The organism is Methanocrinis sp. (assembly GCF_049974945.1).
GTDB lineage: Archaea > Halobacteriota > Methanosarcinia > Methanotrichales > Methanotrichaceae > Methanocrinis.
On record NZ_JBNGCU010000022.1, the window covers coordinates 1 to 21,112 of the forward strand.

At 59.8% G+C, this 21,112-nt stretch carries 24 protein-coding genes; 11 read left to right on the plus strand and 13 right to left on the minus strand.

Annotated features, from left to right (window positions below; all coding sequences use genetic code 11):
- Nucleotides 1–56: 56 nt before the first annotated feature.
- From ACP5EL_RS03625 to ACP5EL_RS03640, 4 genes are all read right to left on the minus strand, one after another.
- Complete coding sequence (locus ACP5EL_RS03625) at nucleotides 57–440, minus strand: hypothetical protein (protein WP_428401097.1); 384 nt, start codon at nucleotides 438–440, stop codon at nucleotides 57–59.
- Nucleotides 437–652 carry a hypothetical protein gene (locus ACP5EL_RS03630; protein WP_428401098.1) on the minus strand — a complete coding sequence of 72 codons (216 nt, stop codon included), beginning with the start codon at nucleotides 650–652 and terminating at the stop codon, nucleotides 437–439. The genes ACP5EL_RS03625 and ACP5EL_RS03630 overlap by 4 nt, the downstream gene beginning before the upstream one ends.
- Nucleotides 653–966: 314 nt before the next feature.
- Complete coding sequence (locus ACP5EL_RS03635) at nucleotides 967–1,209, minus strand: TRAM domain-containing protein (RefSeq protein WP_428401099.1); 243 nt, start codon at nucleotides 1,207–1,209, stop codon at nucleotides 967–969.
- A 303-nt stretch (nucleotides 1,210–1,512) separates the two neighbouring features.
- A complete protein-coding gene (locus ACP5EL_RS03640) occupies nucleotides 1,513–1,953 on the minus strand; it encodes a hypothetical protein (RefSeq protein WP_428401100.1) in 441 nt (146 codons plus the stop codon).
- Nucleotides 1,954–2,162: 209 nt separating this feature from the next.
- Between ACP5EL_RS03640 and cfbA the strand changes: the two genes are divergently transcribed.
- From cfbA to cfbD, 3 genes are read left to right on the plus strand one after another with little or no spacing between them, the layout of a single operon-like run.
- Nucleotides 2,163–2,558 carry a sirohydrochlorin nickelochelatase gene (gene cfbA, locus ACP5EL_RS03645; RefSeq protein ID WP_428401101.1) on the plus strand — a complete coding sequence of 132 codons (396 nt, stop codon included), beginning with the start codon at nucleotides 2,163–2,165 and terminating at the stop codon, nucleotides 2,556–2,558.
- Nucleotides 2,510–3,787, plus strand: a complete 1,278-nt coding sequence (cfbE, locus tag ACP5EL_RS03650; protein ID WP_428401102.1) for a coenzyme F430 synthase — start codon at nucleotides 2,510–2,512, stop codon at nucleotides 3,785–3,787. Before cfbA ends, cfbE begins: the two co-directional genes overlap by 49 nt.
- An 8-nt stretch (nucleotides 3,788–3,795) precedes the next feature.
- Nucleotides 3,796–4,896, plus strand: a complete 1,101-nt coding sequence (gene cfbD, locus ACP5EL_RS03655; RefSeq protein ID WP_428401103.1) for a Ni-sirohydrochlorin a,c-diamide reductive cyclase catalytic subunit — start codon at nucleotides 3,796–3,798, stop codon at nucleotides 4,894–4,896.
- Nucleotides 4,897–4,947: 51 nt separating this feature from the next.
- Here the strand turns inward: cfbD and ACP5EL_RS03660 are convergent, their stop codons facing one another.
- The 4 genes from ACP5EL_RS03660 to ACP5EL_RS03675 are packed head-to-tail and all read right to left on the minus strand — an operon-like array spanning nucleotide 4,948 to nucleotide 7,514.
- A complete protein-coding gene (locus ACP5EL_RS03660) occupies nucleotides 4,948–5,214 on the minus strand; it encodes a protein translocase SEC61 complex subunit gamma (RefSeq protein WP_428401104.1) in 267 nt (88 codons plus the stop codon).
- 40 nt (nucleotides 5,215–5,254) lie between these two features.
- A complete protein-coding gene (locus ACP5EL_RS03665) occupies nucleotides 5,255–6,238 on the minus strand; it encodes an isocitrate/isopropylmalate dehydrogenase family protein (protein ID WP_428401121.1) in 984 nt (327 codons plus the stop codon).
- Nucleotides 6,208–7,035 carry a DUF7714 family protein gene (locus ACP5EL_RS03670; protein ID WP_428401105.1) on the minus strand — a complete coding sequence of 276 codons (828 nt, stop codon included), beginning with the start codon at nucleotides 7,033–7,035 and terminating at the stop codon, nucleotides 6,208–6,210. Before ACP5EL_RS03670 ends, ACP5EL_RS03665 begins: the two co-directional genes overlap by 31 nt.
- Entirely contained in the window at nucleotides 7,032–7,514 is a 483-nt protein-coding gene (locus ACP5EL_RS03675; protein WP_428401106.1) for a 3-isopropylmalate dehydratase small subunit, read from the minus strand. Before ACP5EL_RS03675 ends, ACP5EL_RS03670 begins: the two co-directional genes overlap by 4 nt.
- Before the next feature lie 224 nt (nucleotides 7,515–7,738).
- On the opposite strand from ACP5EL_RS03675, the gene ACP5EL_RS03680 reads away from it, so the two are divergent.
- Nucleotides 7,739–8,443, plus strand: a complete 705-nt coding sequence (locus ACP5EL_RS03680) for an ABC transporter ATP-binding protein (protein WP_428401107.1) — start codon at nucleotides 7,739–7,741, stop codon at nucleotides 8,441–8,443.
- Nucleotides 8,425–9,642 (plus strand): SufB/SufD family protein, encoded by a 1,218-nt coding sequence (locus ACP5EL_RS03685; RefSeq protein WP_428401108.1) that lies wholly within the window; start codon nucleotides 8,425–8,427, stop codon nucleotides 9,640–9,642. The genes ACP5EL_RS03680 and ACP5EL_RS03685 overlap by 19 nt, the downstream gene beginning before the upstream one ends.
- Nucleotides 9,643–9,652: 10 nt before the next feature.
- On the opposite strand, the gene ACP5EL_RS03690 is transcribed toward ACP5EL_RS03685, so the two are convergent.
- From ACP5EL_RS03690 to ACP5EL_RS03700, 3 genes are all read right to left on the minus strand, one after another.
- Nucleotides 9,653–9,796: a hypothetical protein gene (locus ACP5EL_RS03690; RefSeq protein ID WP_428401109.1), complete on the minus strand. Its 144-nt coding sequence runs from the start codon at nucleotides 9,794–9,796 to the stop codon at nucleotides 9,653–9,655.
- 113 nt (nucleotides 9,797–9,909) lie between these two features.
- Nucleotides 9,910–10,368, minus strand: a complete 459-nt coding sequence (locus ACP5EL_RS03695) for a toprim domain-containing protein (protein WP_428401110.1) — start codon at nucleotides 10,366–10,368, stop codon at nucleotides 9,910–9,912.
- Complete coding sequence (locus tag ACP5EL_RS03700) at nucleotides 10,365–10,712, minus strand: DUF167 domain-containing protein (RefSeq protein WP_428401112.1); 348 nt, start codon at nucleotides 10,710–10,712, stop codon at nucleotides 10,365–10,367. Before ACP5EL_RS03700 ends, ACP5EL_RS03695 begins: the two co-directional genes overlap by 4 nt.
- A gap of 141 nt (nucleotides 10,713–10,853) precedes the next feature.
- Here ACP5EL_RS03700 and purH point away from each other — a divergent pair, with 141 nt between their 5' ends.
- Nucleotides 10,854–12,230 (plus strand): bifunctional phosphoribosylaminoimidazolecarboxamide formyltransferase/IMP cyclohydrolase, encoded by a 1,377-nt coding sequence (purH, locus tag ACP5EL_RS03705; RefSeq protein WP_428401113.1) that lies wholly within the window; start codon nucleotides 10,854–10,856, stop codon nucleotides 12,228–12,230.
- A gap of 76 nt (nucleotides 12,231–12,306) precedes the next feature.
- The gene (locus ACP5EL_RS03710) at nucleotides 12,307–13,650 is read left to right on the plus strand and encodes a right-handed parallel beta-helix repeat-containing protein (protein ID WP_428401114.1); all 1,344 of its coding nucleotides are present in this window, start codon (nucleotides 12,307–12,309) and stop codon (nucleotides 13,648–13,650) included.
- Here ACP5EL_RS03710 and ACP5EL_RS03715 read toward each other — a convergent pair.
- Entirely contained in the window at nucleotides 13,647–14,459 is an 813-nt protein-coding gene (locus ACP5EL_RS03715; protein WP_428401115.1) for an aspartate dehydrogenase, read from the minus strand. The two genes, ACP5EL_RS03710 and ACP5EL_RS03715, sit on opposite strands and share 4 nt — an antisense overlap.
- 40 nt (nucleotides 14,460–14,499) lie before the next feature.
- Between ACP5EL_RS03715 and nadC the strand changes: the two genes are divergently transcribed.
- From nadC to ACP5EL_RS03735, 4 genes are all read left to right on the plus strand, one after another.
- Nucleotides 14,500–15,315, plus strand: a complete 816-nt coding sequence (nadC, locus tag ACP5EL_RS03720) for a carboxylating nicotinate-nucleotide diphosphorylase (protein WP_428401116.1) — start codon at nucleotides 14,500–14,502, stop codon at nucleotides 15,313–15,315.
- A 147-nt stretch (nucleotides 15,316–15,462) separates the two neighbouring features.
- Nucleotides 15,463–16,659, plus strand: coding sequence for a COG1361 S-layer family protein (locus ACP5EL_RS03725; protein ID WP_428401117.1), 1,197 nt, complete (start codon nucleotides 15,463–15,465; stop codon nucleotides 16,657–16,659).
- Between the two features lie 143 nt (nucleotides 16,660–16,802).
- Nucleotides 16,803–17,906, plus strand: coding sequence for a cell division protein FtsZ (locus ACP5EL_RS03730; RefSeq protein ID WP_428401118.1), 1,104 nt, complete (start codon nucleotides 16,803–16,805; stop codon nucleotides 17,904–17,906).
- 230 nt (nucleotides 17,907–18,136) lie between these two features.
- Nucleotides 18,137–20,335: a hypothetical protein gene (locus tag ACP5EL_RS03735; protein ID WP_428401119.1), complete on the plus strand. Its 2,199-nt coding sequence runs from the start codon at nucleotides 18,137–18,139 to the stop codon at nucleotides 20,333–20,335.
- A 68-nt stretch (nucleotides 20,336–20,403) separates the two neighbouring features.
- Here the strand turns inward: ACP5EL_RS03735 and ACP5EL_RS03740 are convergent, their stop codons facing one another.
- Nucleotides 20,404–20,853, minus strand: a complete 450-nt coding sequence (locus tag ACP5EL_RS03740; RefSeq protein ID WP_428401120.1) for a Fur family transcriptional regulator — start codon at nucleotides 20,851–20,853, stop codon at nucleotides 20,404–20,406.
- Nucleotides 20,854–21,112: the final 259 nt, after the last annotated feature.

The following is a 21,112-nucleotide window of genomic DNA, read 5'->3' on the forward strand; positions in this document are numbered from 1 at the left end:
AAGGGACACGCTGCCCTTTCTGTGAGATCGTCGTCGATCGGTCGGAGAGGGGGCGGCTAGAAGTTGAAGGCCTTCAGCCGCAAGAGCATTTTTTCTGCCCCAAAGGCGGCGGGGACGAAGGTCACGTTCGGTCTCCGACCTAAAGCTTCAACCCGATCTCTGGTGACGAAACCAAGAGATTTGAGGTCTCTGCCGTCGAAGCTGATCGCAAGGAAGATGTTCGAGGATACGAACTCGTCGAACTCGGAATCGTCCTTGGGCACCATCGCAAGAGGAAGATCCTGCCATGCGAGCCATGAGTAACAGCTCTGAAGAACTCGGCCGTCCTCAAGGCCTTGAGGCACAGGCCATCCCTGGGGGGTCCACCTGATCCTTTCAGCGATCTCATCTACGACGCCATTCTCGCCGGTCGTCAGATCTCCATCCAGATCGATGCTCATATCAGGTCACCCTTTAGTTCAATCTCTCTTTCCCGCTGACGTTCTCTCACCCTTTCCATCTCCAACTCCTTCAATCTGGACCGGAGGGATTTCACGCTCACGTTGTGGACGACCGATATGGCCATCAGATCACCGTAGCCCTCCGCTGCATCTTTGAGGGTGCTGTCCAGATTCGATCCCGCGATTGAGCTGTGGTTTTCCGTCTTGTCCATATTTATATCTCCATAATTTTAAATATTTTGTTCCCTTCATGCTATCCGTCCCTTCACGGCCCCATAGCCGAGCAAAAAGAGCGAGAGGGTCAAAAGCCTGCGGAGCCGATAAATCCGCTCCCGGCTCTGCCAGTTCTCTTCTTAACCCCGTCCGTCTTGCCTCCGACAGAGCGCAAGATCTCCAAAGGAAAGGTCCCCATCTCAAGAGATCGAGCTGATCGGGGCGATAGAAAAGGGCAGCTTCATTGTAAAGCGGTCGAGCGCAGCAAAACCGCTGCGCCGGCCACAAAAGACGTTTAAGCCAGATGACGATTTCAGACCTTGTGGGCTATTGCGAACCTTTGCATAACCTTGTCGACCATTATGGTGGCCTTATCGCCGACTCCGGTCTCAGGGACGAAGATGACAAAACCCTCGACTCTGGCGATGCCATCTCCCTGCCTTGATATGTCCTCGATCTCAACTTCGTATTCCTTTCCGGCCTCGACTGGCGCAGAGGGACCAAACCCGCTGGCACCAAAAGAGCCTCTATTATCGCCGTACAAACTTTGCACCATCCTTTGCGAAAAACCATAAAACAGAACAGCTTAACGCAATAGAAGGTAGAAGTTTGCCACTATATAAGTCTTTGCAGACCACCAGAAAAATGATCCTCAGTTCATCTCTTGGGCCAGCTTTTCCGCGATATTCAAGAGATGAGCTCAAAGCCGCGCGTTATCTTAACCTCTTTTGCGGCCCTCACCGCATCGTTCCACTTCGTCTCGGAGATCAGCTCAGCGGCCTGCCCGATAGCCAGCTCGTCCCGACCAGGTCATCTCATCGTCACCCATCGGGAAAGAGCTGACCTAATTCTTGAGGGCTCACCTCGACCTCGCCCCGAAATAGACCCAGGCCGCCAGGACGATGACGAGGACGGTGGCGAGCCCCCAGTTGAGGAGGGAGGAGCCGGCCTTCCGGGCTTGTAATTCACGGCCCCGATCTGAATCGGCGGGATGATCCTGGGAGGACCTCTCCAGAACCTCGCCGGACTCGATATCCAGCTCCACAAGATCCCTCTCGCCCCCGACGTAGATCCTGGTGACGGTCAGGTTCAGCCCCGCCCCCCTCTCCTCATAGGCGAAGCTCTCCCCCGTCTTCAGGATCGAGGACTTGAGGGGGACGTCCTCGTCTCTGAGCTCCAGCCAGACGACGCCCGCGCCCGCGCCCGGCTCCACGTCCATCACCACCAGGGTCAGATTGTCGGCGAAGGTGAGGCATTCTCGCGTCGACATGAAGATCTCGGCTCCGATCGCAGTCTGCATAACTAAGAGAACTGTGACCAGGAGATACGCTATGCGGCTCATATCGACTTATCCCAATTGATCCGGCGCCCGCCCGAAGCTCGGAGCTTGACCATCGACTGAGATGGTCTGGAGGAGCGCCGGGCCGCTTTATGTCGGGAAAGGATTTATTAGTTATTAATCCCATTTGGTTAATACAATTATGTAAAAACGTAATATCGGTGAGACTTATGGCAGATGATGTAGGGATTCTTGTCCTCGGACACGGCAGCACCAAGCCGTACAACAAAGAGATGGTGGAAAAGTGCGCGGAGCTGATCGGCAAAAACCACGACGGCCCCGTCAGGATCGCCTTTCTGAATATGGACGAGCCGAACATCGCCACCGGTCTTGAGAGCTTCACGGGATCGAAGGTCAAGACGATCGTCGCCCTCCCCATCTTCCTCGCCCACGGAGTCCACACCCTGGAGGATATACCAACCGAGCTCTCTATCGACCCCGCCTTGCGAAGGGGCAACTGCAGGCTTAACGGAGATGAGGTGGAGATCAGGTGCGCAGAGCCCCTGGGCGTGGACGAATGCATCGCATCCCTCGCCTACCGGAGAGCGACGGAAGCTCTGAAGTAGCCCCTCTGGTTGCGGTCCTCGACACCATCCACGGCGCCGAGCCGATCGCAGAGCGGATGAGGGCGGAGGGGATAGAGGCCGCCGCCCTCGAGGTCTACCACAGCGCCCCCGACGTCTCGGACTATGACCTCGTCGTCGCCCCCATCCACCTTCCACCCGGCAACCCGGCCCAAAGAGAGGCGAAGAGGCTAGGAAAAAGGGTGATCACCCACCATCAGGCCGTCGGCGATCTCCTGGCGGGCGTTCGGGAATTTCGGACCTTCGAGGTGACGGGGACGAGGGGAAAGACGACCACGGCCCTCATCTTGGCCCAGATCCTCTCGGCCCGGGGAAAGGTGGTGTCCCACACCACCAGGGGGATCGAGGTCTGGAGGAGGGGGAGAGGAGAGATCGTCGCTTCGGGGCTCAGCATCACCCCCGCCAACGTGATCCGGGCCTTCGACGCAGCCGAGGAGGCGAAAGCCTGCGACCTGATCTGCGAGGTATCTCTGGGAGGGACGGGGCTCGCCGACTTCGGAGTTCTGACCAGCTTTGCAAAAGACTACCTGGTGGCGGGAGGGGCCCTCTGGGCCAGCACCGCCAAGCTCCAGATGATCACTCTGTCGAAGAAGAGCTCGAAACTGATCGCGAGCGAGGATGTCAGGATCTCCGCCGACTTGACCTTCGGTCCGGGGCCGAGGAGCCAGGTCCGGGCCACGGAGAGGGAGATCTTGGCAGGAGAGGAGGTGGTGCCCATCGATCTCGGTGAGGGCCTCGATCCCGAGAGCTACGTGGCCCCCATCTCCGGAGCCGCGGCCGCAGCCCTGGCGGCGGGTTTAAGCCTTCACGAGATCGCCTCCGCCCTGGAGGGTTTCGATGGGCTCGGCGGCAGGATGAAGAACGTCCGGGAGGGCGGAATTTTGCTGCTCGACAACTCCAACTCCGGCCTTCAGGCCTCGGGGGTGGAGGCGGCCCTGGACCGCAATGGAGGCGGCGGAAGGCTCGCCCTCGTCGTCGGCGAGGAGGCGGAGACGGTCTGTGAGGGTATGGACGTGCCTGCCCTGATCGAGATCATCGCCCGCCGGCGCCGGGAGATCAACCTTCTCGTCTTGGTGGGAAAGAGGCTCGCGCCGCACGCGCCCGGCCTCTCGGCCCACGCTGCCCCGGATCTCGATTCTGGCATCGCCCTGGCCAAGGCGGGGCTGGAGAGGGGCGATAGGTTAGTTTCATGCGTTAAATGTTTCAGGTGATTTTATTGATGGCAAGCGAAGTTCAGATACTGCACCCAAGGCCGAGCTCGATCGTGGCCGCCCTTTATACTTTGAGAGATTTGGGCGTCGACGTCGTCATAATGCACGGTCCCAGCGGCTGCTGCTTCAAGCACGCCCGCCTCCTGGAGGAGGACGGCGTTCGCACCCTCACCACCGCCCTCGACGAGGCTGGCTTCGTCTTCGGTGGCCAGGAGCAGCTCACGGGCCTCCTCCGGAGGGCGAAGGAGCTCTTCGACCCGAAGCTGATGGGCGTCGTGGGGACCTGCAGCAGCATGATCATCGGAGAAGACCTCCACCAGTCCGTCGTCGACGCCGATCTCGACGTCCCCGTCATCGAGGTGGAGGTCCACGCCGGCTACCGGGACAACACCAAGGGGGTCGTCATCACCCTGGAGGCGGCCCTGGAGAAGGGGATAATCGACCGCGAGGAGTTCGATCGGCAGAAGTTCCTCCTGGAGAAGGCGACGGAGGTTGAGAGGCTCTTCGGCGCCGCAAGCCAGGAGTATCTGGCCCCCGAGAGGGGCGATATCAAGTACAAGGCAACGGAAAGGCTCCTCGATCTGATGGCCGAGGGGAATAGAGGGTTGAACATTCTCAACGCCAAGAAGGAGACGGCCTACATGTTCGCCGACATCAACGCCGCCGTGGCCCAGGTGGCCAAGGCCCGGGGCGCCGAGGTGACGACTCTTGCAAACCTCGACCAGAACAAGGGGCTGGCGAAGGTGAGGCAGGACGCAAAGAACATCCTTTCGGGGCTTCTCGAGAGGGGGATCGCCATCGACGGGATCATCGGCGGCCTCGACGAGTACCCCATCGCCGGGGACAAGGTGGCGAGATGGCTGGCTGAAGACGACGGCTACGACTTCGCCGTCATATCCGGCGTTCCCCACGCGATACCGATCGACGCGCTCGAGGGGATGGAGATCTTCTCGATCACCAACGGACCGCGCCAGGTCCGGCCCCTCCGGGAGCTGGGACATCAGCACGTGTTGGTGGAGATCGACCTCCACCCCAAGACGATGGGCGTATCGAGCATCGTCGAGTCGGAGTTCGGCGCCACCCTGAGAGGGCTGAGCGAGCTGGGCTGAAGGCTGAGAGGGCGGGGCCGGATGGCCCCATAGAAAACCGTTTTTTTTTGCTCAGACCGCCTTGGGGAGCTCCGTGAGGAAGACGTAGATGATGAACCCCAGCATCCCTATCAGGGCGATCCCCAGGATGGAGATCTTGGAGATCATCAGAAACTCCTCCCGGGTGGGCTTTCTCGCCAGCTTGAGAACCCTGAGGTAATCCTTGTAGTTGAACTTGGGGGCGGTGATGTTCACGTTCATATCGCCCAGCTTTCCGGCCAGCTCACCCTTTCGGCCGTTGACTTTGTTTTTGCGGGTCTGAACCTTCTCGTCTGACATTCAGGTGGCGAAGGGGACTTCCTGGTGAAAAAGATTTCGATCAATCAGACCAGGCCAGCCTATTCGATACCGCCTCTGCCACCTCTTCTGTAGAGCAGCTCCCGCCCAAGTCCGGCGTTCTGACTCCCTGGCCGAGGGCCCACTCCACCGCCTCCTCGATCATCCTGGCCTTTCCGGCCTCCCCGAGCCAATCCAGCATCATCGCTGCGCTCCTGATGGCGCCCACCGGGTTTGCGATCCCCCGTCCCGCGATGTCCGGGGCCGAGCCGTGGATCGGCTCGAAGAGGGCGTAATTATCGCCGAGGTTCGCGCTGGGGCAGAGGCCCAAGCCCCCGACCACCCCTGCGGCCTCGTCGCTGAGGATGTCGCCGAAGAGGTTCGTGGTCACGATCACGTCGAACCTTTTGGGGTTTATGACCAGGTTGTAGGCGGCGGCGTCGACGAGCATGTTCTCGAAGGGGACGCCCCATCGACGGGCCGTCTCCTCGCAGATCCGCAAGAAGAGGGTGTCGCTCTTGAGGACGTTGGACTTGTGGACGATCGCGAGCTTCTCTCTCTTGGAGGCGATGGCGCAGGCCCTCTCAGCGATCCGGAGAGAGCCCCGGCTGGTGATCACCCTCAATGTCGTGGCCTCCTCCTGGTCCAGCCTCTCGACCCCCGAGTACATCCCCTCGGTGTTCTCCCTCACGATGACGAAGTCGAGCCCCGGCGCCGAGAAGGGCCTGATGTTGGCGTAGAGGTCCAGCCCCTTTCTCAGGGCCAGAAGGACGCTTCTGTAATCGGGATCCGGAGGTGTAGTGACCGCGCCGAATAATACACAATGGCAGCTCTTTATCAGCTCCAGGTCCTCCTCGGCCATCGCCTTGCCCGTCCTCTTCCACCGGCCGTAGCCCAGCTCCACGGGGACGAACTCCAGATCCGCCCCCGCCGCCTCGAGGACGGCAAGAGCGGCGTCGATCACCTCCGGCCCGACGCCGTCCCCCCTGACCAGAGCTACCCTCTTTTCAGCTCCTCTGCAAGAGATCTTATCGCCTCCGCTATCTTTGGGGCCCCGTCCCCCCAGTGGACCACGACGCCAGTGTGGCCCCGCAAGATGGTGATCCCGCTCCTCTCGGATCTGCAGCACCGCGTTATGAAGGGACCCTTCGGCGCCAGGTGATCGTTGGAGAGAGGGCAGGTGTTAAAAAATCGATGCTCTTTTCCCGGGTACATATCTCTATAGACCTCTCGGGAGACCTCGCAGCCGACGATCAGGGGATCGTCGATCTCGACCTTATCCGAGTCCAGAGACCTTCCCAGACCCGAGGCGGTGCAGGGGAAGTAGACGTCGTCGCCCTCGAAGCCCCGGAGGTCGAGGACCCTAGTCCTGAACTTCAAGGCCAGATCTCCGAGGACTCCGGCCCGCTCCAGGTTCCCGATGACGTACGCGAGCCAGGACGGCTCGGGGGGGACTACGTCCAAGATCTCGATCTCGGTGATGGCTGAGAGGTCCGGCTGGTGGACGAAGGTGAGGTGCTCGTCGGGGCCCTGGAAGATCACCGTATTCACGCCGTCTTTGCATAGTTCGTGAGAGAGCTCGATCAGATTGGTCCGGTTCCGGGTGTCGATCTTCTCCTGATACTCCAGGATCGAGTCCCCGCTGGCGATCTGCTCCATCGACTTAACGGGTCGCATGAACCCCCTCCCCGGCTCCGCCTCCACCGCGTAGATGGTGATCTCGTCTCCGAAGTGGATCAGGTATTTTGTGGAGAAGTAGATGGGGTCGCCGGGCCTCGCCTCGCTGGCAGATCCCACGTACTTGTAGTCTTCAGGAAATATCAAAGCGCTCCTTCCTTCTCCTTTCTGCGATGTGCTACGAGCCCCCCGTCCTGGAGGATCGCAAGAAGGAACTCCGGGAGCCTCGTCCCCGAAAAAGTCCTCTCTCCTGCGGTCACCGTTCCCCTCGAGAGGTCCACCTCCACCACCTCCCCCTCCCGGCACGAGACGTCTGCCTCCATCACCGCAAGGCCGACGTTGATGGCGTTCCTGTAGAATATCCGGGCGAAGGATTTAGCCACCACGCAGGCCACCCCCGCCTCCCGGAGGGCCAGAGGCGCCTGCTCCCGAGAGGAGCCGCAGCCGAAGTTCTTGCCGGCCACGATCACGTCGCCGGGCGAGACCTTCTTCGCGAACTCCGGGTCCAGCCCCTCCATGGCGTGGAGGGCCAGCTCCCTGATGTTCTTGGTCCTGAGGTAGGGGCCGGGGATGATGACGTCGGTGTCCACGTCGTCCCCGAATACCCATGCCTTTCCCCTGATCATGGGCGAGGGTTAGATCTGCAACGGTATATGGCTTTCCTATGGATTGAGGACTTGGGCGATTATGAGGAGCCCGAAAAGCCGGAATATCACATTCTAACGAGATCCCACCGCCGAAAGGGAAGACGTTATTAGTGACAACGCCAATTATCTCAGGCGAGAATTGTGAAGGTTATGATGATTCGTTGGCAGGAGGCGGTCTGACGTTACAGGTTGAAGATCTCTGGGTGAGCATAGGGGATAAGCAGGTCCTCAAGGGGGTGAACATGAAGGTGGGGGAGGGCGAGACCCACGCCCTCTTCGGCCCCAACGGCTGCGGCAAGACCACTCTGCTCAGCACCATAGCGGGAATCCCGCGGTACGTGGTGGATAGAGGGACGATCAGGTTCAAGGGCGTGGATATAACCTCCATGCCCGTGTACGAGCGGGCGAAGCTCGGGATAGGGATAGCCTTCCAGCATCCTCCCACCATCAGAGGGCTGAAGGTCGCGGATATGATCAAGCTCTGTAACCCCCAGGCGGACGCCGAGAAGATCCTGGCGGACCTCGACTTCGAGGATTTCGCCGACCGGGAGGTGAACAAGGGCTTCTCCGGAGGCGAGGTGAAGAGGTCGGAGATGGTCCAGCTCCTGGCTCAGGAACCGGACTTCGTGATGCTCGACGAGCCCGATTCGGGGGTGGACCTGGAGAACATCAAGGTGATCGGCCGGGCGATCAACACCCTCACCGAGAAGGACAAGAAGCCGAGCGCCCGGACCAGGTCCGGGGTGATCATCACCCACTTCGGCCACATCCTCGACTACATGTCGGCGGACAAGGCCCACGTGATGATCGACGGCACCATCGTCTGCTCGGGAAGCCCGAAGGAGATCCTGGAACAGATCAAGGTCAACGGATACGAGGGGTGTGCTGCATGTCTATGTCCCGTCTAGAAGAGAAGGCTAAGAAGGCCGCCGATAAGAAGGCCGCGCTGGGGACGGATATCGATATCGAGAGCTACGACTCCGAGTCCGAGGAGTTCGGCGAGATCGAGGCCCTGGAGATGCTCCCCGCAGACGTCCAGACCGCGGCCCTCAGCGCCGGGGTGAGCCTCTCGGGCGAGACGGCGGGAGACTACTTCCAGGTGGACCAGTCGGCGGTCCACAAGGCCGCCAGCATGGAGGGGATCGAGGTGATGGACATCGCCTCAGCCATCAAAGAGCACAGCTACCTTGAAGACTACCTCTGGAAGCTCGTCCCCATCGACACCGACAAGTACACCGCCGACGTGGGGATGCACCCTCCGGCGGGCTACTTCGTCCGGGCCAAGCCCGGCACCAAGACCGTCTTCCCCCTCAAGACCTGCCTCTATATGGGCGGCAAAAACAAGCGCCAGAGGGTTCACAACGTCGTCATCGCCGAGGAGGGGTCACAGCTTCACATCATCACCGGCTGCACCACCCCCTCCCACGCTGGACGGGGTCTCCACCTGGGGGTCTCCGAGGTCTACGTCCAGAAGAACGCCCACGTCACCTTCACCATGGTCCACAACTGGGGCGAGGAGGTGGAGGTGAGACCTCGGGGCGCAAGCCGCGTGGAGGCGGGAGGGTCCATCTCCGAGAACTACATCACCCTCACCCCCGTCAAGAGCCTCCAGGCCTTCCCCACCGCCACCCTGGCTGGGGAGGGGGCGGTCGCCAGCTTCAACACCATCATGTACGCCCGCAGGGGCAAGATCGATATCGGAAACCAGACCATCCTCTCGGCGCCCCGGACCAACGCCGAGTCGATATCAAGGGTCGTATCCACCGGCGGCGAGATCATCAACCGAGCCCGCATGGTGGGCAAAGTCCCCGATATAAGGGCTCACCTGGAGTGTGTCGGATTGATCCTAACGGAGAAGGGGAGGATCTACTCCATCCCTGAGCTGGACGGCTGGTGCGGAGGCCTGGACATGTCCCACGAGGCGGCGGTCGGAAAGATCTCCCAGGAGGAGCTGGAGTACCTGATGGCCAGGGGCCTCTCCACCGACGAGGCCACCAGCGTCATCGTGAGGGGCTTTCTTGACGTCGAGATCAAGGGATTGCCGCCGGCCCTAAAAGAGGAGATCCAGAAGATCACCAAGCTAGAGGAGATCCACGGCGCCATCTGAGGCGGAAGCGTCAGGACCGCTTTCGGTTGCGGGAGGTCTCCTCGGTGAGGTTGTCCCCGTTCTTCTCGGCGACGGCGGAGAGCCGGAAATCCTCTCTGGCCTCCTCGCGATGGGGTTCCGGGACTTCAGATGAGCGAGATGAGCATCGGCTCATCGGATTCGAGGGGCTCTCTCTTTGCCGCGCCGAACCTCCCGGGCCAGAACCCCGCCCACCCGGCAGTCCAGCCGGTCGAGAACCTACTTCACCAGCCCGGCCCGGGGGCCCGGTTACGGCAACTCTTTTGGGCATCTCTCCCACCTCACCCGCTCGACGAACCTGCTGAGGCTCTCTACATCTTTTATCTCGCGGCGAACCATCCGCTTCAGCCGCTCTCTGGTATCGAGGTCGACCCTGGCCCTGGTGGGCTGAAGGTGTTGCTCCATCCTTCTCGCCAGCTCCTCTCCGGCCCGATCCCAATCGGTGAGGACTACGACGTCTCTGTAATCCCGGGCCGCCTCCTCGGCTACATCCAGCGCGGGCCTCCGGGCCGCCCTGACGACCGGCCCCTCGACCCCCAGCTCCCGAAGGGACCGCTCATCTCTCTCACCCTCCACGATCATCGCCGCGCCCGCCTCCGAGGCCTCGACGAGGGATGCGACCAGATCCTCCAGAGAGTCGGGATCCAGGCTCGGCCTTCTTCCCCTCGGCTCGCGGCCCTTCCGGCCGCCTCTGCCACTTCTGCTCATATGATCTGGCTTTCTCCTCTCTTTGTCAGCTCGCAAAGCCGCCTCTCGGCCTCGTCCGGATCGACTCCCAAGATCAGGACGACCTTTCGGGAGCTCTTCATTCCAGCCGTCACAGATACCATCTCGGCGCCGATCCCGAAGAGGTCGGCCAGGGCCTCCTCGAGCTGGTGATTGGCCTTCCCCTTCGTCGGCCTCTCGGTGAGCTTCGCCTCGACGGACCTTCGCCATGGGTTGTAGCCCGAGGGGACGACGAGCCTGATCGAAGCCGGCGTCACATCGAACCTTATGAGAACTCCCCGGGGGTGGGGGTCGATGGCGTCCCGGATCAGATCGGGGCAGTTCATAAATGGGAAACGCCTCCGGGGCGACTTAAAGCTTTGCTCCTTTTTCGGAGAGGAAAGACAAAATTCGCATCCTTCTAACCAAAATCGCAAGAAGGGGGGCAATATTAAAATAACCTGAAGACCATGACGGAAGAGGTTTTCATGCAGATTAGGCAAGTTGTCGTCCTGGCTGATGAGTCTTCAGAGGTGAGCGAACTTCTCTGCGACCTGGAGCGGAGGGGGATCGAGGTCGTCAGATCCAACGCCGCCGAGATCCTGAGGGAGGCGGCCTCGGCTGAGGGTGGCGGGTGGGGTGGACCTGACCGCCTCGTCCTCTGCGATCAAAACTTCAGCTCAAAACCGTTCGGATCGGCTATCGTCGGGGTGGCTGCGAATAACGGCTGCTGTGTCCTGATCGGTCCGGATCGATTCGGGAGGCTTCTCGAGGAGATGGAGACGGGGGGGACCCTAGCCGAGGAGACTAGAAGAGAGCTGGCCTCCGAGGCGGCTTATTGGTGCATATCGAGGGAGGCGGAGAGGCTTTCGGCTCTCTCAGGCGAGAGCCCTCGCTATCTGGTTCAGACCTACGAGAAGGTGCAGGACCTCAGATACGGGGAGAACTGGCACCAGAAGGCCTCTTTATATCAGAGGCCCGACGGGCTCGGCCTCCACCGGGCCCCAAAGGTCTGCGGAAAGGAGATGTCCTACAACAACGTCGTCGACGCAGAGGCGACCCTGGAGATGCTGATCGACTTGATGGAGTACGACGGCGCCCGAGAAGACCGGACCCTGGCCGTGATCGTTAAGCACGCAAACCCCTGCGGCGCGGCCTACGGCCAGAATAATGCGGAGGCCTACAAGAGGGCCCTGGCCACCGATCCCAAGAGCGCCTTTGGCGGAGTGATCGGCTTCTCCGAGCCGGTGGACGCGGGGCTTGCTGAGGCTATGCGCGACCATTTCATCGAGGTCCTGCTGGCGCCAGGCTACGATCCCGAGGCGCTCGAGATTCTCCAGGAGAAGCGGAACCGGCGCATCCTGGACGTGAGCGAGCTTCTCACGGAGCCTGACAGGCTTTACCGGGGCCGCCAGTCCAAAAGCGTCTTCGGCGGCCTTCTGGTCCAGGACTACGACACCGGAGATATACTGGACTGGAAGGTGGTGACGGAGAGAGGGCCCACCCCCTCCGAGACGATGGCCCTGCGGTTCGCCTGGAAGGTGGCCAAGTATGTCAAGTCCAACGCCCTCGTCTACGCCACCGCAAACCAGACGATCGGGATCGGCTCGGGCCAGGTCTCCCGGGTGGACTCGGCCAGATTCGGGGCCGAGAAGGCCGAGGAGCACGGCCTGGATACCAAAGGAACCGTAGCCGCCACCGACTCCTTCTTCCCCTTCAGGGACGGCCTGGACAGAACCAGCGAGGCCGGGGCGACCGCCGTCGTCCATCCCGGCGGCTCCATCAGGGACGCTGAGGTGATCGAAGCTGCAAACGAACACGGCATGGCCATGGTCTTTACGGGCATGCGCCACTTCAGACATTGAGACCGCCTCTATTCGCAGCGCTTCGGAGAGAGGAGGCTGGTCGAGACCAGCCCGAGCTCTGATATCTATTCTGATCTTGATCCTCGCTCTGACAGGGACGGCCTTTTGCGAGGCGATCTCTGCCTCCGGCGACGTTCAGGAGGCGATCGCGAGGGCGAGGCCCGGAGATACGGTGATCGTCCGCGCCGGCGATTACGAGCCGTTCACCGTCGACAAACCCCTCATCATCCAGGGGGTCGGCTACCCTTCGGCCCAGGCCCGGATCCAAGAGCCGGCGATCACCATCAGGGCGCACGGGGTCGTGCTCCGAGGCTTTGAGGTGGAGGGGGTGCCGAGGAACCAGGACGACAAATTCAGATACTACATGGAACTCTCGAGCCAGAGGGCCCAGACCACCCTCAACCAGCCCAACTCCGGAGTTCTCGTCGACGGCGACGACGTGGTCATCGAGGATATGGCAGTGATGGGATCGGAGGTGGGGATCCTGCTCAAAGATGCTCGAAACTTCACCATCCAAAACTCGTCGTTTGCGAGATGCAACAGCGGCCTATCGATTCAGGGCTGTGACGGCGGAAAGGTTGAGGGATGCACCTTCCAGGGGTGCGATAAATACGGTGCCTATCTCGAAGGCTGCGAAGAGATCTTCATCCGGGAGAACGAGGCTGTCGGGAACTCAGGGGTGGGGATGATGCTGAAGGGGTCATCATGCGCCGTCGTCGAGGGCAACGAGTTCGTCGAAAATTGGCAGGGCCTCTTCCTCTGGAACTCCTCCCTCTGCGAGATCCGGGAGAACAGAGCAGATCGGAACGTCTACTACGGCATGGTCATCGCCTCGGGGTCGAACAACTCGATCCTGAACAACCTCGCCCGAAAGACCGGAGGGGGAGAGCTGAACCTCCTGGGGATCGGGATAAGCATCCAGGAGAACAGCACCTACAACCTGGTGGCCGGAAACGTCCTGGAGGAGAACCTCAACGGCCTGGATCTGACCAGAGGCTGCCGGTTCAACCTGATACTCTCTAACGAAATGTCCGAGAACAGCAACGGCATCCGGCTGGACAAGAACGAGAACAACCTCGTCTACAAGAACAACTTCAGGCGAAACCTCATAACAGGCTACGACAACGCAAGCCACAACTTCTGGAACGCCACCGTCGGCAACTACTACGACGACTACCGCGGCCGGGATAGAGACGGCGACGGCATCGGTGAGGACCCCTACTGGATACCGAAAGGGAGCAGCTGCACCGTCGACTGGCGACCCCTGATGCAACCCGCCGAGATGGTGATCGACCTCGAGGCGGCCTGGGGCGACCTCGCCCGCTACGCCACCTACGAGCCCGAAGAAGATCTCCCTTACAAGATAGAGGACGAGATCATAGTGATAGGGAGGGAAGAGCCCGAAAAGTGGTGGATCTAGGTTCCGATCTTGATCGGCTCCGCAATCGATCGCAGAGTGGCGATGGCCGAGAGGGCGGCCAGATAGCTGGTCTTGGGGTTTTGGGGGGACGGCAAGTTCTCGACTTTGGTGGTGATCCGTCCGAAGTCCCCTTCGGCCGAGATCTGGTGGACGTTGACGTCGATCTCGGGGTCCGCCACTATTCTGACCATCACCCTCGCCCCCCGGGCGGCGAGGCTCAATGTCGCGGCAACGTTGACGTTGGCCGGAAAGGCCGAAACGGCCTCCTCGGCGGGCCCCTCGAAGATCACGGCGGGCTCGGTGATCGCGGCCAGGTCGATCTGCATATCTTCGATGTAAGGCGCACCCGAAAACCCCTTCGGGTTCTTGGTGGTGGTGAGGGTGACCAGCTCGATCTTCCCCGCGCTGGCGGACTTCAGCCCGTCAAGGCCGGATATCGCCCCCGAGGGGAGGTAGACCTTGCATCCGTTTTCTTTTGCTAAATCCGCCACCATCCGATATAGATCTCCATCCAGGAGGGCGCCGACGCTCATGATCATGAGGTCCCTCCCCCTCTCCAGAGCCGCCCTCGCCACCTCGGGAACCGACCTCTGAGACGCCGCCTCCACCACCACCTCGGAGAGCTCCACAAGACCCTCCAGGCCCGATATCTCGGGACGAATCTCAAGACGCCTCACCAGCTCTCGCGCCCTCTCCTCATTTCGATCGAAGACCGCCACCAGCTCCGCCGCGATATCGCCGCGGTCTATCGCCTTTGCGATCTCGGTCCCGATCGCGCCGCAGCCAACCAGCCCTATTTTCAGAACCATCGCAGCCTATAAATCGATGGGAGGACAAAACTTTTGCGGTATGCTATCATCTCTGCTGGAGCGGTTCGTGCAGGAAGACCTGGGGGAATGGGACGATTCGAGCACCATCGTTCCAGAAATAAGCGCAAAAGCTGCGATCTTTGCGAAGGAGGAGTGCGTCGTTTCGGGCCTGGAAGAGGCGGACGAGATCCTGAACTATTTCGGGCTTGAGGGAGAGCGGCTCGTCGGGGAGGGAGACCGCGTCGACGCTGGCTCGAGGGTCCTGGTGATCAGGGGCCGGGCGAGGGCCATCCTCCAGGCTGAGAGGCTGGTGTTGAACTTCGTGAGCAGGATGAGCGGGATATCGACCCTGACCCGCGAATGTGTCGGAAGGGCTGGAAAGGTCAGGGTCGCATCCACCCGGAAGACAACACCGGGCTTCCGATCCTTCGAGAAGAGGGCGGTGGTGGTTGGAGGGGGCGATCCCCACCGGTTCGACCTCTCAAGCTCCGTCATCATCAAGGACAACCACCTGAAGTTGATGGGCCTGGAGGAGGCGCTTCGCGCCGCCAAAGAGCGGGCCAGCTTCACCAAGAAGATCGAGGTGGAGGTGGAGAGCCTGGAGGATATGCTGAAGGCGGCATCCCTGGGGGCAGATATAATAATGTTCGACAACATGCCGCCCGAGAGGATCCGGGAGGGCGTCGAGCGTCTCAAAAGAGAGGGGCTGAGGGACCGGCTCCTTCTGGAGGCCTCGGGGGGGGTAACTCCCGGAAACGTCACCGAGTACGCCGCCGCGGGGGTGGACGTCGTATCGATGGGCGCCCTCACCCGATCGGCACGGTGGATAGACTTCAGCCTCGAGATTGAGGTGTGATTTTTGATCGGTGAGATCGCCGAATGTCGCCTCGGTCGTCCGACCTAGTTCGACCATAAACGTTATATTGATCGTCTGATGCCGTGGAGATCATAAATGTTATATCGATCGTTTACTACTACTCAGATCCAACTTCGGTGAGTGGGAATGCGTCTGATCTATCTGGTGATGCTCGCGATCCTGGCGTCGTCGGTCCTCTCGGCGCCTATGGCGGCTGCGGCCTCCAACGATGAGGACAAAGAGGACAGCGAGATTACCTCTCGGCAGTTCTCCTTCAGGGTGGGCGAAGGGGTCAAGATCGGTGACTACAGGGTGGAGCTGATAAGCGTCGTATCGATCATGGACGGGTTGATAGAAGTCAAGGTCTGGAAGAGGGTCAGCGAGTTTGAAGACTGGAGGGTGATGGAAGACCACAGGGACGCGAACTTCGACGAGGGCGCATCGCACGGCGGCCTGACCCTGACGGTGATCGATATCTTCGACGAGGATACGGTCAGGATGAGGGCGGAGTATCGGACGGATTACGGGTACCCTCAAAAGTACGTGACCGAGAGGGCTCTGGCCCCCAGGAGCCTGCCGAAGCTCGACGTTGAGACGACGGTGGACAGGGCAGAGGTCAGCGTCGGAGACGAGGTGAAGGTGACCATCACCTTGAAGAACACCGGAAACGACACCGCCCGGGACGTGACCGTCCAGGACTCGCCACCTCTGCCCCAGTTCAGGTACCTGGCCGGATATCCCCCCAAGATCAAAAACCAGCTCCAACCCGGCGAGTCCGACATCGCCATCTACTCGATGGTGGCGGCCACGGAGGGAGAGGTGAAGATCCCGGCGACGGTGGCGAGGTACGCAGACTCCAAGTCGACTATATACACTGGAAGCTCTCCATCGATCAAGATCGAGATCAGACCCAAGAGGAAGCCCGATCTGGTTGTAAAGGTCGATCCGCCAGCTGCAATCGAGCACGGCAGCGAGGGGGCAATCAACGTCACCGTCGAGAACCAGGGAGATGCCAGCGCTTACCGGGTGGAGGTGGAGTCGGATCTCAGATCCGGAGGAGAGGGGCTAAAGATCGTAAAAGGGAGCCTCGACGAGAGCTTCTTTGAGATCCCGCCGGGGGGAGCCGAGAGCTACTCTGCGACCGTCAGGGGGTCAGAGAGCGGAGCTCATACCGTAGGCCTTGTGGCCAGATACCAGGGCGACGGGGAGATGATGCAGGCAGATACGACCTTCGAGATCGCCGTCCTGGAGAGGGAGCACAAGTACATCTACTACCTGCCGGTGGTGCCCGTGGTCATAATGGGGGTCTGGCTCTTCAGAAGGTACAAAGAATATAAATATTAAGTCGGAGTCTGGGGTAGATCGGATAAAACGAGCTGAAAGGGCCTCGAGAAGGGCGAACGAAACGCCTTCAGAAAGCCCTTCCGAAACGCCGTATGGAGACCATTGAACGCCGTCGGCATTTAAAGACGTCTGGACTGAGATCTATGTTGAACGTACTAATGCTTGGAATCGGCCAGTGTGGGAACAGGATACTCGACGCCGTCAATAGGGAGTCCTTCGGCGGGTCCTCCAAGCTCTCCAAATACTATTCTAGGCAGAAGTTCCCCAGCAGGGTCGAGACCCTCGCCATCAACACCGCCGTAAACGACCTCAAGGAGCTGAAGTTCACCGCCGCCAAAGACAGGCTTCACGTCCCCAACCTCCACGGGGTGGGTGCCAACCGGAGCATAGGAAAGCAGGGGTTCTGGGACAACCGGGAGATGATCATGGAGGAGATCGAGAAGAGGGGAGACTTCGAGATCGCCTTTGTGATGACGTCGGCCTCCGGTGGAACCGGGTCCTCCTTCGCCCCCCTCATAATCCACGAGCTTAAGGAGCGCTACAAGAACATAAACGTGGTCGCGGTGATGGTCCTCCCCTTCCGGGAGGAGGGTTCGATATACCTGCAGAACGCCGCCTTCAGCATGAGGGACATCATGGAGGTCCAGTCCGACGGCATAATCCTGGTGGACAACCAGTACTTAAAGAGGCTGAGCGGCGACATCAAGACCGCCTACGACAAGATCAACGACATGGTGGCGGAGCGGATCCTCTTCCTCATCGAGTCCCTGGACAGCGAGATGCTCTCGGTCACCGACCTCGGCGACTTCAAGACCGTGATGAGGGGTGGCCTGGGGATGGGAACCCTCGGCTTTTACGAGTCGGACAAGAAGACGACCTCCCTCACCTCGACGATCGAGGGTAGCCTCAAGCCCGGCGGCCTCCTCTACCCCGCCGACGTCTACGAGGACGCCGCGAGGGCGATGATCATCATCCAGGGGTCGAGGGACTCTCTCGACGTCGACGAGATCACAAAGTCCGTCGAGAAGCTCTCGACCAAGATCGGCCAGGTATTCAAGGGGATCGTGATAAAGAAGGGGAGACCAAAGGTCCTCTCGGTCTTCACCCTGGGGCAGGTCCCGGACTTGGAGATGCTCTACGCCCAGGCCGCCCAGGCGATCCAGGACGAGAAGAGCAGAAAGACGAGGGCCAAAAAGCAGCTCGACGACGCCTTCGCCTACATCGAGGACCTCGAGGAGATCTACTGATCTCCTCAAGACGTTTTAGGGCTTCATTAAATTTGAGTTCGCTAAATAGGCAACTATGAATTAAATCAGTTTTATAAGGAAATCCCAGATCCTCCGAATTTTTATAAAATTGTATCTATTATGATATCGAAGAATATTTACATTATAATAAGTATAACCAGTGGACGATGATTTCAAATTTGTTTTTGAAATTGGCGGCGATCTGCCTCATTTTATGCCCTATAACGACGATGGGCCAATCGCCGACCGAGGAATGGAACCTCACCTTTGGTGGCGCAGGCGGAGACGAAGGCAAGGACATTTTGGCCATCGAAGGCGGGTACGTGATAGCCGGGTCTACAGCTGGCGATGCTGGGAAGAGCAGCGTTCTCCTCATAAAGACCGACTCGAACGGCACCGAGATTTGGAACGCCTCCTTCAATCCATCTAACGGGGCAGAAGGGAACGCCATCCTTGAGACGGATGATGGAGGTTACGTCATAGCGGGCTCTGCACAGGTCTCCGATCGCTACGCCTCCATCTTGAAAGCGGGCAGCGACGTCGGGGCTTACGAGCTCGAAGACGTGGCTGAAGAGGCGACCTTTGGCGAGCCGGATCTGAAGGAGACGGCCGATGGAGGTTACGTCCTGACGGTCAGCATAGAGAGGGAGTCTGGCCGCGATCTCCGGCTGACGAGGATGGATTCGGACTGGAACGAGATCTGGAACGAGACCGTAATGCTATCCGAGATCAGCGGATATTGGATCTGTGCCACAAGCGACGGCGGAAAGATCGTCGTCGACCAGAAGGGCACAGTCCGACTGACGGACGTTAGCGGATCGGAGATATGGAGCTCGGAGCTCGGAGGAGCCGCCTCCTTGGAGATGGAGGACGGCAGCCGCATAGCGGCGGATATAGTCAACTCCGAGGAGAAGAAGAGCCTCCAGCTGATCAAAACGGAATCTGACGGGTCCGAGGCCTGGAAGAAGACCTTCGATATATCCGAGCCGGTCGACCGTGAGCTGAACGAGGACGGCACCATCACCATAGATCGATCAGAGCTCTACAACGCCATTCTGGCTGGGGATGAGAAGGTCCTGATAACTAAGACCGGATCCGACGGCAACGAGACTAGCGTAGCCATCGGCCTCTCGAAGATGGAGGGCTACTCGGTCCAGAGGCTCGCAGACGGCGGATACATCTTCGCGGATCCCGGCCTCGGCAGGGCCGGGCTGGCGAAGATCGACCCCGACGGAGAGGAGGCTTGGACCGCCGAGTTTGATCTCTCTGTGTGGGAGGGCAGCTACGAAGTCGTAAATCTGAGCGATGGTGGACAGATCCTTATCGCCCCCGAAGGAGATGGTGCCGTCCTGGCGGAGGTCGACTCAGAGGGCTTCGAGATCTGGAGCGTCGAGTTCGAGCTCTCCGGGACGGAAGGCGGCTACAGAGTCCTGGAGCTGGAGGACGGCGGCAGCCTCCTCATAGCGCCGGAGTGCTACCAGGTCCTTCTTTTGAGATTGAACCCCGAGGGAGGGGCGGTCTGGAGGGAGGAGCTTAACAGGACCGGCTGGGATGGAGGCTACGGGTTCTATGAGTATGACGATGGCGATTACGTCATAGTAACCACCACCATCAGCGACCCCGACCAGGAGCTTCTTCTGATGAAGGTCGACTCCGACGGAAACGAGACCTGGGCCAGGACCTTTGGTGAGGCGAGCAGCTCCGAGGAGGGCTTTGACGTCGATATGGCCAGCGACGGTGGGTACGTCGCTGTGGGTGCCTCGGAGGCAGAGGGGAGATGCGACCTCCTCCTGCTGAAGTTCGACTCCGAAGGCGAAGAGGTCTGGACCAAGAGGTTCAACCGATCTGATGCCGATCGGGGCAGCTCGGTCCAGGTGACGGGGGACGGCGGCTACATAATCGCGGGGACGACGGAGACGGAGGAGGACGGGTCTGATCTCTGGCTCTTGAAGGTCGATCAGAATGGAGAGCAGGTCTGGGAGAGGACCTACGGCGGGACCGGGGACGACGAGGGGTTCTGCGCTCGGGAGACGGCCGACGGCGGCTACATCCTGGTGGGGAGCCGGCAGGCCTTCGGTGGCCTTGGAAAGAACCTATGGCTCCTGAAGACGGACGCTCTCGGAAACGAGGTCTGGAACAACAGGTTTGGAGGTGCCGGAGACCAGCTCGGCCTCTCGGTCCTTGAGACCGAGGATCTCGGGTTCATCATCGCAGGTTATACTGACGGCACCGATGGAGGCGATGCCGACGCCCTGATCATAAAGACCGGCTCCGACGGCAGCCTCCTCCGGGAGATGACCCTCGGCGGGACTGGCCACGACGAGGCGGGAGCGGTCGTCGAAACCGACGATGGTGGCTATGCTTTCACCGGCTTAACCGAGTCCTTTGGGGCCGAGGGGAGGGACGTTTGGCTGGTCCGGCTGAGTTAAACGCGACGAACTCCTTAACTGGCGGGGTGGCGCGGTGGTGGGCAGAGCTTGCGCCTCCGCCACCCATTTCACTTTGATTCTGAGCCATCTCCTTTTTTAGCGCAGCCTTCACAGATGCCCTTCAACTCGAAGATCGATCCAGTTACAGTAAAATTTGCATCAGCAGAGACTTTATCTATCAATTTTGGCATGATCGGGTCCATCCAATCGCTGATGCCGCCGCATCGCAGGCAGAGCAGGTGCGCATGAGGCTCGGTAACGGGATCAAATCTCGTCTCACCCTGATCCAGGTTCAATTCGAGAATAAGACCAGTTTCTTTTAAAATTTTAATTGTATTATAAATCGTCGCCAGGCTGACTGTTGGATGTGTCTTCTTGACCTCGAGATATGCCTTCTGTGCTGTGGGGTGTTCATGATTGCCGAGGATATATCTGCTGATGGCTATTCTCTGGGGAGTGGCCCTATATCCACTGTTGCGTAACGTCTTGATTATCGATGAATCCAGATCCTCTGCCATGGTGATTACTAGGTGATAATTAATCTTAAATAAGCTTATTTCCAATAAAGAATTGAAGGTCTTTTCAATCTGGATCGTGGCCGTGACAATCACATGTCCACAAAATATAAATTGAAAGCCGCAGATAAGAAAGAAGAGAGGAGATTTTCGAATGACACACCATATAGAAGAAGCAGGACAGGGGATCCCCCTCCTGGGGGACAGGGTTCCGGAGATGGAGGTTGCGACCACCCACGGCAGGATGAAGATCCCGGGCGAT